The 13,879-nt window shown below is 45.5% G+C and carries 16 protein-coding genes; 10 read left to right on the top strand and 6 right to left on the bottom strand.

What is annotated here, in order from left to right; genetic code table 11:
* Window positions 1-81 precede the first annotated feature (81 nt).
* The 5 genes from GW12_RS08955 to GW12_RS16110 form a co-directional block, all read right to left on the bottom strand.
* Entirely contained in the window at window positions 82-531 is a 450-nt protein-coding gene (locus tag GW12_RS08955) for a DUF2147 domain-containing protein (protein ID WP_034586520.1), read from the bottom strand.
* Window positions 532-1,532: 1,001 nt separating this feature from the next.
* Window positions 1,533-2,207, bottom strand: a complete 675-nt coding sequence (locus GW12_RS08945; protein WP_034586504.1) for an LrgB family protein — start codon at window positions 2,205-2,207, stop codon at window positions 1,533-1,535.
* Window positions 2,208-2,216: 9 nt separating this feature from the next.
* Window positions 2,217-2,588, bottom strand: coding sequence for a hypothetical protein (locus GW12_RS08940; RefSeq protein ID WP_034586500.1), 372 nt, complete (start codon window positions 2,586-2,588; stop codon window positions 2,217-2,219).
* Window positions 2,589-2,621: 33 nt separating this feature from the next.
* Window positions 2,622-3,962: a ribosome rescue GTPase HflX gene (gene hflX / locus GW12_RS08935; protein WP_034586497.1), complete on the bottom strand. Its 1,341-nt coding sequence runs from the start codon at window positions 3,960-3,962 to the stop codon at window positions 2,622-2,624.
* A 77-nt stretch (window positions 3,963-4,039) separates the two neighbouring features.
* Window positions 4,040-4,171: a hypothetical protein gene (locus GW12_RS16110; RefSeq protein ID WP_264673527.1), complete on the bottom strand. Its 132-nt coding sequence runs from the start codon at window positions 4,169-4,171 to the stop codon at window positions 4,040-4,042.
* 185 nt (window positions 4,172-4,356) lie between these two features.
* Between GW12_RS16110 and GW12_RS08930 the strand changes: the two genes are divergently transcribed.
* Entirely contained in the window at window positions 4,357-5,214 is an 858-nt protein-coding gene (locus tag GW12_RS08930) for a 1-acyl-sn-glycerol-3-phosphate acyltransferase (protein WP_052127904.1), read from the top strand.
* Between the two features lie 55 nt (window positions 5,215-5,269).
* Here GW12_RS08930 and GW12_RS08925 read toward each other — a convergent pair whose 3' ends face one another.
* Entirely contained in the window at window positions 5,270-5,818 is a 549-nt protein-coding gene (locus tag GW12_RS08925) for an NUDIX hydrolase (protein WP_034586513.1), read from the bottom strand.
* 125 nt (window positions 5,819-5,943) lie between these two features.
* Here GW12_RS08925 and GW12_RS08920 point away from each other — a divergent pair, with 125 nt between their 5' ends.
* From GW12_RS08920 to sugE, 9 genes are all read left to right on the top strand, one after another.
* Window positions 5,944-6,558: a CoA pyrophosphatase gene (locus GW12_RS08920; RefSeq protein ID WP_034586494.1), complete on the top strand. Its 615-nt coding sequence runs from the start codon at window positions 5,944-5,946 to the stop codon at window positions 6,556-6,558.
* Between the two features lie 13 nt (window positions 6,559-6,571).
* Entirely contained in the window at window positions 6,572-7,102 is a 531-nt protein-coding gene (locus GW12_RS08915) for a gamma carbonic anhydrase family protein (RefSeq protein ID WP_034586491.1), read from the top strand.
* A gap of 136 nt (window positions 7,103-7,238) precedes the next feature.
* The gene (gene tsaB, locus GW12_RS08910) at window positions 7,239-7,904 is read left to right on the top strand and encodes a tRNA (adenosine(37)-N6)-threonylcarbamoyltransferase complex dimerization subunit type 1 TsaB (protein WP_034586488.1); all 666 of its coding nucleotides are present in this window, start codon (window positions 7,239-7,241) and stop codon (window positions 7,902-7,904) included.
* A 16-nt stretch (window positions 7,905-7,920) separates the two neighbouring features.
* Entirely contained in the window at window positions 7,921-8,745 is an 825-nt protein-coding gene (locus GW12_RS08905; protein WP_034586485.1) for an undecaprenyl-diphosphate phosphatase, read from the top strand.
* Window positions 8,739-9,560, top strand: a complete 822-nt coding sequence (locus tag GW12_RS08900) for a class I SAM-dependent methyltransferase (protein WP_034586482.1) — start codon at window positions 8,739-8,741, stop codon at window positions 9,558-9,560. Before GW12_RS08905 ends, GW12_RS08900 begins: the two co-directional genes overlap by 7 nt.
* 122 nt (window positions 9,561-9,682) lie before the next feature.
* A complete protein-coding gene (locus GW12_RS08895) occupies window positions 9,683-11,080 on the top strand; it encodes a C13 family peptidase (protein WP_034586479.1) in 1,398 nt (465 codons plus the stop codon).
* 40 nt (window positions 11,081-11,120) lie between these two features.
* Window positions 11,121-11,957, top strand: a complete 837-nt coding sequence (fghA, locus tag GW12_RS08890) for an S-formylglutathione hydrolase (RefSeq protein ID WP_034586475.1) — start codon at window positions 11,121-11,123, stop codon at window positions 11,955-11,957.
* A 179-nt stretch (window positions 11,958-12,136) separates the two neighbouring features.
* On the top strand, window positions 12,137-12,823 hold the full coding sequence (rpe, locus tag GW12_RS08885) for a ribulose-phosphate 3-epimerase (RefSeq protein ID WP_034586510.1): 687 nt from the start codon (window positions 12,137-12,139) through the stop codon (window positions 12,821-12,823).
* A 648-nt stretch (window positions 12,824-13,471) separates the two neighbouring features.
* Window positions 13,472-13,789, top strand: coding sequence for a quaternary ammonium compound efflux SMR transporter SugE (gene sugE / locus GW12_RS08880; RefSeq protein ID WP_034586472.1), 318 nt, complete (start codon window positions 13,472-13,474; stop codon window positions 13,787-13,789).
* The last annotated feature ends 90 nt before the right edge of the window (window positions 13,790-13,879 follow it).

Raw genomic sequence — 13,879 nt, 5'->3', positions numbered from 1 at the left:
CTTATTTCAGGACGGGACATTAAATAGATGTAAAAAAGCCACGTTCAACGTGGCTTTTTTATTGGCTTAATCAGCTTTGAATTAGTCCTGACGAATCCAGGTCTGACTACGGCCGAGTGCAGAGACGCCCATATAACCACGCAAGGTGAGACGTTTACCATTGGCACTCAGACGAACTTTGGCGTCGTAAATTTTACCTGCCAGCGGATCGATGACTTTACCTTTTTCATAGTTATTGGTGCCTTCCACAGGTTTTAAACCAGTCAGTACATCCATCCCCAGAATTGGCTGGTTGGTATACGGTGCAGGGCAGTTGTTACAGGTTTTTTGTGGTGTATAACCAGGACGTGGAGTGACTTTGACAATTTTACCCACGTAAGTACCATTGTTTTCTTTACGAATTTCAATGATGGCTTTAGGGGAGCCAGTTTTATCATCAATTTGCTGCCATGTACCTGCCAGGTCTTGGGCAAATGCTGAAACACTCATACATGCACCCAGTAGCATCATTGTGATTTTTGATTTATTCATTTTATTCATCCCCATGTTGTTTAATGCTGACGGTCACAATTATGTTGTTCGGTCAGCAATAAGAATTCGGTTGTGTAGTTCCTATAGCCAAATGCGAATGGCCAAATTAAGTTCAATGTTTATGCTTGCAAATAACCTGCTCATGCAGGTTATGGCGATATAAATTTGCTAGTCTCTGGGCTAAGCCGTTGCATCCTTCGATGCTATATGTTTTAAGTTTTTGAAAGCTTCATGCTCCAGTATTGCGAGGATATCCCTAGAAGATAGCCTATGATGTGAACCTTGTTGGGTGGGCAAGTAGCTCATCCATAATTTGAACTGAGTTTTTAATTTCTCATACGTATCATGAAATATGTATATCATTTTACTTGGGATTCGAATTGTGCACATTCTGTCATAAATCTGTTGCCAGTTTCCACTCCAGTTTTGTGTGAATAAGGATAGATCCCATGGCTTCATCAGCTCCGACATCCTGAAAACATGTCTTGTTTTCATCTGATTTCCTTATCGTTATTTCAATCGAATATCCATTTGATTGACTGTGTTTTTGCTATAAAAATAAAGTTTTTAAATCTACAGATTTGAAAAAATCTATATGTTTATTATTCATACAACCTTACTAAAAAAAAAGCAAGCTGGATATAGATAAGGGATACATCCTAAGTCTAGTAGTACTATTTTTATTTCATTGTATATGGATTAAAAAATGAACTTTATTAATAAAAGATTAGGGCTGAGGAAAGAGAGAGCTAAACAAAACTAGTGCCGAAAAGACATAGACGAAAGACTGGATTTTAAAGTCAATTGGCTAAGTCGGAAATTAGGAAAATACTGGGTTTTAACCTACTTTTATGGTCAATTTAATTTAACTAGAACACATTTTTTTTATGATTTTTGATGCGGTTACTACATTACTTTTTTAATTTTTAATGTCGGGCAGCGAAATGAAGTGGCTATACCCTAGAGGATATAGCCATGAGAATTTGACTGTTCAGTCAAATTTATAAGCTTTGCAAATACAGAATAAAGGTTGGTAGCCATAGCGCAGTGAAGACTGCATTAACTGCCATCCCAAATGCGGCATAACGGCCTGCCACGCTGCCACGTTGCCAGGCTTGTGCCGTACCAATGGCATGGGCGGCCAAACCCAATGCCAGACCAGAAGCACGTTCATCATTGATATGGCGCAGAATGATGGACGAGAAAGCCGCGCCAATTACGCCAGACAGGATCACAATCAGAATCACCAGACTGATTGGAGCGTGGAGTAATGTCGCGATATTAATAGCAATTGGAGTGGTCACTGCCCGAGTCGCAAAGGCCATGATATCATCCGATGCCATATGCAGCAGGTAAGCTAGTCCCATTGGTAAAGCCACGGCACTGATACTGGCGAAGACCAGAATGCCGGTCACTGCTTTTAATGGCAGATCGTCATAGCGCATCGCGGCGAGAGGAATGGCCAATGCTACAGTGACATATCCTAACAGGCGGTTAAATAGCGGATTGGTTTGTTCCATATACGCTTCATAAGGCACGCCGAGTACAAATAGGATCAGCAGAATAAAGATCATGCCGAAGACAATCACTGGAATTTTCGGAACCACGCGGTTACAGGGCTTGGCTGCCAGATAAGCCACCAGTGTAATCAGGAAACCATAAAGAATAGATAGCATTGTGATCTCCTATAACCAGCGCTTGGCAATTTTGGCATAGACCCAGAGTGGAATCAGGGTGCTGACGAATAAAACAACCAGAAAGGCTGGGATTTTATGGCCCATGTGTACCAGCATCATCAGTGAACCCGCACTAACTGGTAGAAAGGCAAAGGCACTTTCTTTCATGATTTTGTTATTGGTATCTACTAGGCGAGCAGGAATCTTGCGCCAGCGTCGCCAAGCAAAGAGCACGATCAGTAGGCTGATTAGTCCGGTGAGGTTGCCAAGTTCAGGATGACCAAGTTCGGTCATGATCAAGACTGCTGCTTCCCGAAAGACAATAATGAGCAGTATCGTGCCGATCCATGCTGGCCAATCGATGTGTTTTATCCAGTTCATTTTTAGGGTCTATAAAATTTGATTTATCAAGTTTTAGTCGATCTTACCTGGTATTTCAAACTCTTCAAGTGGCCGCTGAAACTGAACTGCCTGGTCACCAAGAATATCTTCTAGCGATAAATGGGCTTGCCGGATGATCTGTTCCAGTTTTTGTGGTGCGATCCTGACCTGTAAATGCAGCTGACCATCTTCGTCATAATGCTCGGATTGAATCACGTTCAGGTCATACAACTGGTTACGCAATTTGCCATGCGCATGCTGCAATTTCAGATCGAACTGCTGGATTTGTCCCATCAAGGCTTCATGCACCGCTTTACGCAGCAGTTCAATGCCTTCTCCTGTATGGGCTGAGACATACACACGCTCTGGCTGGTTCGGTTTGCTATAAATAATTTTGGCATCTTCACCGCTACGGTCGATCTTGTTATAGACGCGCAGCACCGGTACATCAGCACCAATTTCTTTAAGGACGGTTTCCACTGCTTCAATCTGTTCCAGAATTTCAGGACTGCTGGAATCAATGACATGGAGAAGCAAAGTCGCTTCCAGCGTTTCTTCTAGAGTCGCTTTAAAAGATTCGACTAAAGAATGAGACAGATTGCGTACAAAACCAACAGTATCGGCGATGACAACGGTGCCAATACCTTCCCATTCTAAACGCCGCAGGGTGGGGTCTAGGGTTGCGAAGAGCTGATCCGCGGCATAGACATCGCTTTTAGCGAGAATATTAAACAGGGTGGATTTACCGGCATTGGTATAGCCGACCAGAGAAATGGTGGGTACAGCAGCTTTTTGACGAGCGACACGGCCCTGCATCCGGGTTTGGCGGACTTTCTCCAGTTTGGCTTTCAGTTGGCCCATGCGGACACGCAGCAAACGACGGTCGGTTTCCAGCAAAGTTTCACCTGGACCACGCAGACCGATACCACCTTTCTGGCTATCCAGATTGCCACGGCTGCGGATCAGGCGCGAAGCCATGTGCTGTAACTGTGCCAATTCGACCTGCAGTTTCCCTTCATAGGTACGCGCTCGCTGGGCAAAGATATCCAGAATCAGCTCGGTACGATCCACGACACGGCATTTTACGACCTTTTCAAGGTTACGGGCCTGGGCCGGAGTCAGGCTATGATCGAAAATCACCAGATCGGCTTCAAGGGCTTCCACCTGTTCGGCAATTTCTTCCGCCTTGCCAGAACCGATAAAGAATTTAGGATCAGGTTTCAGGCGTTGGACATGCAGATGCTCAAGGATTTCCGCGCCAGCTGAACTGGCCAGCAGGTGAAATTCTTCGGCATCCAGATCTTCCAGCATCTGTACGCTTACACTGACCAGAATAACGCGATCTGGGGTACGACGATGTTGTATAATTTCCACTCAGTCCAGACTCCACTTGAAAACTTCATTTTAGTGGAAAAAGCTAGGGACAGATAGCGCAGCTGTGTGAGTTTTGGTTAGAGTGCGGCAATGAAAAGTTGAGCCAGAATCACAAATACAGCCGCATAAAGGGCGCTGGCTGCTGCGATATAAGTTAATGCTTGCATGGGTTGAATGGCAGGAGAGGTGGTTTGCTGATCTTCTTGCATGAAATAACCTTCCATTGGGTGGTTCAATTAAAATAATAATTAATCGAGGTTAGACTTAAAAATGACAATTTTTGATCTGTCTGAACGGTTTTTATAATCAATGCAAGTTCAGAATGAACAGTATAGAATGGTAAAGATACGTGAAAATGATGACCTGAATCGGCCCGAAAAATAGTGATCCTTGTATGCATCCGACTATAGAAAATCAAACACCTGAACTTCGTGGATTAGCCAAGTTTTTGCTTTATTTTAGAAAAATTGCAGCTTCTGTGGCCGCGGTGAGTGAAGGGTTCTATCTGGTCTATCGCTATGGTCTGTACAAGAATCCCAATAACCCGACTAATACCCGTTATGTGCAGTATTTCTGTCGCAAGCTGTGCAAGGTATTCAATATCGAAATACAGGCGCATGGCACGATTCCGCGTGAACCTGCGCTTTGGGTCAGTAACCATATTTCCTGGCTAGATATTGCGGTGCTGGGTTCAGCGGCACGGGTGTTTTTCCTGGCTAAAGCAGAAATTGAACAATGGCCAGTGTTGGGCAAACTGGCCAAAAGTGGCGGTACGCTGTTTATCAAACGTGGCTCAGGGGATTCCATCAAAATCCGCGATCAGATTACCGAGTTCCTGAAACAGGATATTCCGGTGCTGTTCTTCCCGGAAGCGACCACATCGAATGGCCGGAGGATCAAGAAAGTCCATGGCCGGATTCTCGGGGCTGCGATTGAAGCACAACGTCCGGTACAGATCTGCCTGATCTGCTATGTAAACCAGCAGGGTGAACTGGATATGGTAGCGCCGTATGTCGATAACATCAGCTTCGCTGCACATGTACGCCGGGTGCTGGAAATGCCAAAAGTCACAGCGCATTTGATGGCTCTACCGGAGATTTCGACAGAAGGGCATACCGTGGACAGCTTAACCCATCTGGTACAACAGAAGATGCAGGAAGGTTTAAAGACTTTACAGAACAGGGTGCTGAAAACACCGCTTGAAGATGCAGAATCAGTCGTTTCAGTGCCTGTTCAGGAAACCTCTTCCTGAAAATAAAAAAGAGCGCAAATGGCGCTCTTTTTTATTTTGCAATCGTCTAAATTTCTTAACCTGTGTGATCCAGACGTGAACCCAGGGTTTCCAGATGCATAGGGAAAGTATTGGTTTTACGGTCTTCAAAATAATGTCTTAAGGTGCGTTCTACACTTGGGAAAGCCAGATCGGCCCAAGGAATTTCGGCTTCTGAGAACAGGCGCGATTCGATGGTTTCTTCACCGGCACCGAACTTTCCTTCAATCAGCTGGGTTTTAAACAGTACATAAATTTGCCCGATACGCGGAATGTTGTACATGCAGTACAGCTGTTCGATTTCCACTTCCGCTTCAGCTTCTTCGCGGGTTTCACGCGCTGCGCCTTGTTCCATGGTCTCAAACAGTTCCATATAACCGGCTGGCAGGGTCCATAAACCATAACGCGGTTCAATGGCACGACGACACAGCAGAACCTTGTCTTCCCAGAGCACTAAAGCGCCACAAATCACTTTTGGATTCACATAATGAATAAACCCACAGGACGTACAGACATTACGGATTTTTTGATCACCTAAAGGTACTTTTTCAGTTGTCTCATGTCCACAAGCTGTACAGAAGTTCATATTCATCATCAATGATAAAAAGTAGACTCAGGATAACTGAAAAATCCAATTTTGGCATCAATTCTATCCTCCAGATTTTAAAAATCGGCTATGATGAAAGCATAAGGATAATGAGGAAGAACTGGATGGATGATCGTGATTTAACCCACCACTTACAGCAGCGTTTACGCTTTTCCCGGCGCATTCAGCCAGCCGATGCTGCGGTGTTAATTGCGATTACCAATGAGACTGATCCTAAGGTTTTACTCACTCGCCGTTCGGCTTATATGACCAATCATGCCGGTGAAGTGTCTTTCCCGGGTGGCAAGCGTGATCCGCAGGATACCAGTAATATCGTGGTTGCATTACGTGAAGCTTATGAAGAAACGGCACTGAATCCTTTTGATGTGCATCTGATTGGCGATCTGCCGATGCAAAAGGCCCGCAGCGGTCTGTTGGTCAAACCGGTGGTTGGTCTGATTCCTCCAAAAGTGGAGCTGACCCCACAGCCAACCGAGATTGACCGGATTTTCTTTGCCTCACTGCGGAATTTACTCGAAGCCAAACCAACGCCGTATGAAGTGCGTTTCGCGCATCAGTCTCTCTATTTCCCCAGCATGCGCGTGGAAAATGAAATCGTCTGGGGGTTGACTGCACGTATGCTGATTTCATTATTTCAATACGGGTTGGACTATAAAAAAGAATGGCCATTCCTGCTCAATTCACCCGCCTTTAAACGCTCAAAATTCTTTAAGGACTAAAAAGGAATTTGCCATGTTGTACAAATTTCAGGGACATTCTCCAAAAGCACTACATCAGCCTTGGGATGGCTGGGTTGCACCGACTGCGACGGTGATTGGTCAGGTAGAAATGGGCAAACAGGTCAGTGTCTGGTTCGGTGCCGTGGTTCGTGGTGATAACTGCAAAATTCATATCGGAGACTACAGCAACGTACAGGAAAACGCTGTGCTGCATACCGATGCCGGGATTGAAATGCATATCGGCAATTATGTGACCATTGGTCATCAGGCCATGCTGCATGGCTGTACCATTGGCGATAACTCACTGATCGGGATTCAGGCGGTGATTTTGAACAATGTGGTGATTGGCAAGAATTGTATTATTGGTGCCAATGCGCTGATTCCGGAAGGAAAAGTCATTCCAGATAATTCCGTAGTGATGGGTTCACCAGGTAAAGTGGTGAAAACCATTGATGAAACAACGGTAGAAAAATTGAAAATGAGTGCATTGCATTACGCGAATCACTTCCAGAAATTCCAGCAATTGGAACCAGTCGAGCTTTAAGCTTTTCCTGTTCTCAAGTTGCTCCACCTGGCTACGGCCAGGTTTTTTGTATCTGTTGGTCGAAAATCTCGCGTCAGCCCAGGGAGTGGAGTATGATATTCGACATTTTTTACATTCTCTGAATTTAAGGTTGTGCATGAAAGTGCTGGCACTGGAAACTGCCAATGAGCAGTGTTCCGTTTCTGTGATTGATGACACTCAAGAATTATTTTTCCAACTTGATGCGCGCGCAAAGGCACAAACGCAAACGATTCTCCCAATGATTGAACAGTCCCTGCAACAGCTGGGTCTGGCGATTTCTGATCTGACTGCGATTGCATTTAGCCGTGGCCCAGGTTCCTTTAGTGGCGTACGGATTAATGCTGCGGTGACGCAGGCTCTGGCCTGGTCAAATGACCTGCCTGTGGTTCCAGTATCCACTTTACAGGCACTGGCTCAGGCGGCATACCGTTTGCATGGACTGACTGAAGTCACCGCGGTGCTGGATGCCCGTATGAATGAGGTTTATATCGCCAGCTACAAGCTGGACGAGCAGGGCATCATGCAGCCAGTCGATGAAGAACAGTTACTCAGCTATGAACAGGGCAGTGCAGCCGTAAAATTTACGGCAGTGGGTTCAGGTGCTCATCTGGTACAGGCAGATGTGCCAGAGTATCAAGATGTAACAGCTACTGCTCAGGACATTGCAAGCATTGCCCGTGTGGCAGCGGCAGCCAAAAACTGGGTCAGTGCCGAATTGGCATTGCCTGTATATTTACGTGACAATGCGTGGAAAAAAATTCCAGAACAAGGCAAAGCATAATTAATCAGGATTAAGCATGGATCTATTACTGCTGCTGAAAGCGGCAATCATGGGGATTGTTGAGGGTATTACTGAGTTCTTACCCATTTCCAGTACCGGGCATCTAATTCTGGCATCAGAACTGATGGACTTCTGGACCAAGGAAAAGAGTGACGTTTTTGTGATTGCCATTCAGATGGGCGCAATTGCAGCTGTGATTTATGAATACTGGGCACGCCTCTGGGGTGCTGCTACGGGTATTGTGAGTGGTGAACCTCAAGGACGCCGTCTGGGCATTGGCTTGATTCTGGCTTCGATTCCCATCGTGCTGGTCGGCCTGACGTTTGGTCAGACCGTAAAAGAACTGCTGTTCAACAATATCGCGATTGCGCTGGGTCTGATTATCGGTGGTCTGATCATCATCTGGATTGAAAAGCATCCGCCAAAGATCCGGGCGAAGGAAGTGGAAGACCTGACCGTAAAAGATGCGGTCTGGATTGGCCTGATTCAGGTATTGTCTTTAATTCCCGGAACTTCACGTTCTGGTGCGACCATTATCGGTGCCATGTTTCTGGGCGTTTCCCGTAAAGCTGCAACGGAATTTTCCTTCTTCCTCGGTATTCCGGTGATTGTCGGTGCAGGGCTGTTAGATCTGTATCAAAGTTTTGACGTGTTCAGTGGGACACAGGATTTTGTCGTACTGACTGTAGGACTCTTAGTCTCTTTTATTTCAGCATTGTTACTGATCCGTGCGTTGGTTGCTTATGTCGCGAAACGTGACTTTATGATTTTTGCCTGGTATCGCATTTTCTCAGGTTTGCTGATTCTGTTATTTGCATTTACAGGCTGGAAATTATGGTAAGCGAAATTCGCTTATATACCGAAGCTGAACAGATCGGGAAAGCACAGCACTTTGCGGCTGTGCTTTCTTCTCGTGGTGTACAGGTTCAGATTGAAACCGTAGAAAAGCTGAATGCGCGTTTCTTCCGTCTGAATCCTGAACTGGCACTCTGTGTCGATGCGGATGGCCTATGGTTATGTGCCAATGGCATGAAAATGCAGCCGGACTGGAAAGCTGAAGTCGGGCGTTTAAAACGTGCATCCTTAAAATCGGAAATGATTGCACGTGCCTGTAACCTGGGTGAAAAGCCAAATCTGATTGATGCTACTGCAGGACTTGGACATGACAGCCTGTTAATGGCACACCTTGGCGCCAATGTCACTTTAGTCGAGCGTCATCCGATTTTATTTACCTTGTTGGAAGATACCCATCTTCGTAGCCAGAGTGATGCTTTCTTAAATCCAGTGGTGAATCGAATCCAGCTGGTGTTTTCTGATTCTGCAGATTATTTAAAACTTCAGGCCGAGCAAAATGCTGTGGTCGATGTTGTGTATTTAGACCCGATGTTCCCGCAGCGTGACCAGAACCAGCAGGCACCAAAAAAGCAGGCGCAGGTAAAAAAACAGATGCAGCTGTTACACATGCTCCTGCCTGAAGATGGTGAAATGGATCTGGGTGATAACCTGTTAGAATTGGCACAGAAAATTGGTAAACGGGTGGTAGTGAAACGCCCTCGATTAGCCATTTTTCTGGCCGGAAAACAGCCTGATCATCAGTGGCAAGGAGACGCTTGTCGCTTTGATGCCTATTTTCAACATGAACTTGTCGCAGATTAAGATAATTGCTTCAAAATTATCCAATGATTTGTTATATAGTTAAAAAATAGCATTGATAAAACTCTGATCAAGCTTAAACTTATTTTGCGAATTAGCGAGCCACCTCATCTCCCCGAAACCTTATGATCGACTTCAAACCTTCCATTAATTTTTGGCACGATTTCAAGAGCAATCAAATTGCCGGAATGTGGTTGTTTCTGGGGTCGAGGCGTTCCCTGCAAATGGTACGTCCCTCCATTCTGCAGCTGGTGTTCTGGGGGATTCTTGGCGGTTGTGCCAACAGTTTATTCAGCTGGCTCAGTTCCGGTCGGATTGGTGAATTTAACTCGCAGGGCCTGATCAGTTATGCACTGTGGCCGTTTATCGCCCTGATTGTGGGGATCTTTTTATCCCAGCGGGTGAATAATCCGCGTCTGATGCTGGTGCCGGCTTTGCTCTGGCTGGTATTAGATACACATATCATGCTGTTCCAGTGCCTGATCCAGTATCTGGGTGATCTGGACTATCTGCCCTATATTCTGTACGACTATATTCCAACACTGTTTATCATCCTGTTCGTGTGGCAGAGTCTGGCTGTGGTCTGGGTATTTTCCCGTGAACTGAAATGGCCATGGTGGGAACGTGCGTTGATCATGCTGGCAACGCTGTTTACGCTTGTGGTGTGGCAAATGTCGGTCAAGGACCAGCCGATCTGGAAAGTCGATGAACAGCCGCCAAGCTTTGCCGAAGATGCGTTCTATGCCCAGCCAAACTTACTGAACAAGGCACTGGAGAATATCGAGTTTGGTGAATTTGCCCAAACGCATTGGTATTTCATGGGTGTCGCGGGGGCGAGCTATCAGGATGTATTCCAGTCAGAAATTCAACGCATTAAAGAACAATTTGATACTCGCTTTGGGACTTATGGCCGTTCCATTGCCTTGGTCAATCATCCGGCGACGCGTCTGGAAATGCCGATTGCATCCCGAACCAGCATGGAAATGGCACTACGCCGTATTGGTCAGCAGATGAACCGGGAAAGCGATGTACTGTTCCTGTATATGACTTCGCATGGCTTGCCGAACGAATTTGAAATGGAAAATGCACCGCTGGATCTGGCACAGGTTGATCCGAAATGGTTGCGAGATACTTTGGATGCTTCTGGTATTCGCTGGCGGGTGATTGTGATTTCTTCCTGTTATTCAGGGAGCTTTGTATCCGCATTACAAAATGAAAATACTTTAGTCATTACTGCTTCTGCAGCGGACCGTCAGTCTTTTGGTTGCTCGAATGAAGCAGATTATACCTACTTTGGCCGAGCTTTCTTTGATGAGGCGATGCGTGAACAAAGTACGCTGAAAGATGCCTTTGCTCAGGCCAAAGAAACTGTGGCGAAATGGGAAAGTGCCCAAGGCTTTGAACCTTCCGAACCACAGTGGGTGATTGGTAAAAATATGGAATTGATGCTGCCGCAACTGGAGCAGCGTCTGTTCCCTCCAGCAACTACAGTTGCTCAGTCTGCCGTACCGGCTGCTCCCTAGAATGATGCACACTGTAAAACTTTAGAAAAAAGGAATCATGATGGAACTGGTACAGAATAATAGAAGTTTTGAGGGTGAGCAGCGGATTTACCGCTTTGACTCCAAGGTGCTGAAAACAACAACCCGTTTTGGCATCTATTTGCCGCCACAGGCTTTGGTAGGACAGAGCTGTCCTGCGCTGTTTTATCTGGCGGGGCTGACCTGTACTGAAGAAACTTTCGCAATTAAGGCACATGCACAGCGTTTGGCATCACAACTTGGATTAATCCTGATTACCCCGGACACTTCACCACGTGGTGAAGGTGTTGCGGAAGGCGACAACTGGGATATCGGTCAGGGTGCTGGTTTCTATATCAATGCCACACAAGCACCATGGGCAGAGCATTTCCAAATGGAAAGCTTTATCATGGACGAGCTGTATCCACTGGTGAATGAAGAGTTTGAAATCCAGCCGGGCAAGATCAGTATTTTCGGCCATTCCATGGGTGGTCATGGTGCCTTAACGCTAGCTTTTAAATATCCAGAGAAATTTGTCTCAGTTTCTGCCTTTGCACCGATCTGTGCGCCAAGCCAGTGTCCATGGGGTGAAAAGGCTTTTAGTCATTACTTAGGTGAAGACCGTACCGAATGGGCCAAGCATGATGCCACTGAGCTGGTTAAAGCCAAAGGTGCACTCTATTCAGATATCCTGATTGATCAGGGCTTTAATGACCAGTTCTATAGCCAGCTGAATCCAGCTTTATTCCAGCAGGTTTGTGATGAAGCAGGACAGAAGCTGACCCTACGCGAACATCAGGGCTATGATCATGGCTACTACTTTATTCAAAGCTTTGTTGATGATCATTTGCAGTTCCATGCGGTGCAGTTGGAAAACTGAATTTAAAATTCCATTTAAAAGCCACTTTTCAGTGGCTTTTATTTTATCTCGCTTAAATTTATTTCCGGATTTTAATGGTTTTAGAAATTATCAGGTATTGGTTAAACCATATTGAACAGGCGCAGCAGGGACAATTTGTTATAATGCTGTATTCATCCCATATTCAGCCAGGTTCTTTCATGTCCAAGCCATATTTAATTGCCCCTTCTATTTTATCTGCTGACTTCGCCCGCCTTGGTGAGGAAGTTGAAAATGTACTGGCAGCAGGTGCTGACGTTGTCCATTTTGACGTGATGGATAACCACTATGTACCAAACCTGACCTTTGGTGCAGGGGTATGTAAGGCACTGAAAAAATATGGCATCAAGGCACCGATTGATGTGCATCTGATGGTAAAACCGGTCGATCGCATGATTGGTGACTTCCTTGAAGCAGGTGCTGACATCATTACTTTCCACCCAGAAGCATCGGATCATATCGACCGTTCTTTGCAGCTGATCAAATCTGGTGGTGCACAGGCAGGTCTGGTATTCAACCCGGCAACACCGCTGCATTATCTGGACTATGTGCTGGATAAAGTCGACCAAGTCCTGCTGATGAGTGTGAACCCAGGCTTTGGTGGCCAGAAATTTATTCCAATGACTTTGGATAAATTACGTCAGGCACGCAAGATCATTGATGCTTCAGGCCGTGACATCCGTCTGGAAGTGGATGGTGGTGTAGGACCAGCCAATATTCGTGAAATTGCTGAGGCGGGTGCGGACATGTTTGTGGCTGGTTCAGCGATCTTCGGCAAGCCGGATTATAAAGCTGTAATTGATGAAATGCGTTCCGAACTGGCAAAAGTAGGCCAGGTAACTATCTGATCGGAATTTTATGTTATTCACAGTGAGTTGTGGATAACTTTATGGATAAGTATATGGATATCTATGTGGGTAACCCTATGGATATCCAGCATAAAATGTAATCAATTATAGCTAGTATGTTCAAGAATTAGACGAAATATGTATAAAAAGAACTCAATTTTGGTTCTTTTTTCTACTTTGAAAGCCTTGTGGTATCTGGTGTTTTATTCGCCATTGCTTACAAATCAAACATCACAAAAAGTGATCAACTTATCGTAAATTTGTGTTTCATCGTGTAACTTCTCCGAAAACCTTTAAATTTAATTCATGTGCATAACTTAATTATTTGATGTGGATAAACTTCTTGTTTTGGAGCAGTGCTGGGCACTTTGTTGTCATTTTTAAAGTTGCTGAGAACGTGGTTTAGTTCTGCTGTGTTTTGCCTAAATTAGCGGCTTTTTGTCGGGGTGTCTTGGGCGCTTTAGTTAAGCTGGGTTAAGTTTGCAGCTCGCAGCGTCATCTTTTGTAAATTCAGCTGTATTTTTGCAAGCAGTTTTATACAATCAATCATTTTTGAGGAGGAACGACCCCCCCTTGATGCAAATAATTGACTTTGCTTAGGAAAAATCGTCAGGACGGCCTGACTTCTGAAATGATGGAGGAGGGCATATGGCCTGGATTTTGTTGATATTGGCCGGTCTGTTTGAAGTGGTATGGGCTTATGCGATGAAGCTATCGGAAGGTTTCACTCGCTTAACCCCAAGTATAATTACCATTCTTTTCATGTTTCTCAGTTTTGCACTGTTGGCTTACGCCATGCGTACATTACCATTGGGAACTGCTTACACGATCTGGACCGGGATTGGTGCAGTGGGTTCTTTTCTGGTCGGTGTATTGATTCTGGGCGAACCTGCCAGTGCCATGCGGATGCTCGCCGCTGTGCTGATTATTTCCGGACTGGTATTAATGAAACTGTCCAGCTCTTAAGTTATCTGCTTTGCACCTCTTGACATCCTCTCCGACCTAAAGGACGGAGATTCCTCCTGCGAGACGCCCATGTCCGAGCGCAAGAATATT

This window comes from Acinetobacter sp. HR7 (assembly GCF_000773685.1).
GTDB lineage: Bacteria > Pseudomonadota > Gammaproteobacteria > Pseudomonadales > Moraxellaceae > Acinetobacter > Acinetobacter thermotolerans.
This window is presented reverse-complemented; position numbering and strand designations above follow the sequence as displayed.

Excerpts from the sequence above, each read along its gene's own strand:
- GW12_RS08955 (WP_034586520.1), bottom strand. The coding sequence starts at position 531 with ATGAATAAATCAAAAATCACAATGATGCTACTGGGTGCATGTATGAGT.
- GW12_RS08945 (WP_034586504.1), bottom strand. The coding sequence starts at position 2,207 with ATGCTATCTATTCTTTATGGTTTCCTGATTACACTGGTGGCTTATCTG.
- GW12_RS08940 (WP_034586500.1), bottom strand. The coding sequence starts at position 2,588 with ATGAACTGGATAAAACACATCGATTGGCCAGCATGGATCGGCACGATA.
- GW12_RS16110 (WP_264673527.1), bottom strand. The coding sequence starts at position 4,171 with ATGCAAGAAGATCAGCAAACCACCTCTCCTGCCATTCAACCCATGCAA.
- GW12_RS08930 (WP_052127904.1), top strand. The coding sequence starts at position 4,357 with ATGCATCCGACTATAGAAAATCAAACACCTGAACTTCGTGGATTAGCC.
- GW12_RS08925 (WP_034586513.1), bottom strand. The coding sequence starts at position 5,818 with ATGAACTTCTGTACAGCTTGTGGACATGAGACAACTGAAAAAGTACCT.
- GW12_RS08920 (WP_034586494.1), top strand. The coding sequence starts at position 5,944 with ATGGATGATCGTGATTTAACCCACCACTTACAGCAGCGTTTACGCTTT.
- GW12_RS08915 (WP_034586491.1), top strand. The coding sequence starts at position 6,572 with ATGTTGTACAAATTTCAGGGACATTCTCCAAAAGCACTACATCAGCCT.
- tsaB (WP_034586488.1), top strand. The coding sequence starts at position 7,239 with ATGAAAGTGCTGGCACTGGAAACTGCCAATGAGCAGTGTTCCGTTTCT.
- GW12_RS08905 (WP_034586485.1), top strand. The coding sequence starts at position 7,921 with ATGGATCTATTACTGCTGCTGAAAGCGGCAATCATGGGGATTGTTGAG.
- GW12_RS08900 (WP_034586482.1), top strand. The coding sequence starts at position 8,739 with ATGGTAAGCGAAATTCGCTTATATACCGAAGCTGAACAGATCGGGAAA.
- GW12_RS08895 (WP_034586479.1), top strand. The coding sequence starts at position 9,683 with ATGATCGACTTCAAACCTTCCATTAATTTTTGGCACGATTTCAAGAGC.
- fghA (WP_034586475.1), top strand. The coding sequence starts at position 11,121 with ATGGAACTGGTACAGAATAATAGAAGTTTTGAGGGTGAGCAGCGGATT.
- rpe (WP_034586510.1), top strand. The coding sequence starts at position 12,137 with ATGTCCAAGCCATATTTAATTGCCCCTTCTATTTTATCTGCTGACTTC.
- sugE (WP_034586472.1), top strand. The coding sequence starts at position 13,472 with ATGGCCTGGATTTTGTTGATATTGGCCGGTCTGTTTGAAGTGGTATGG.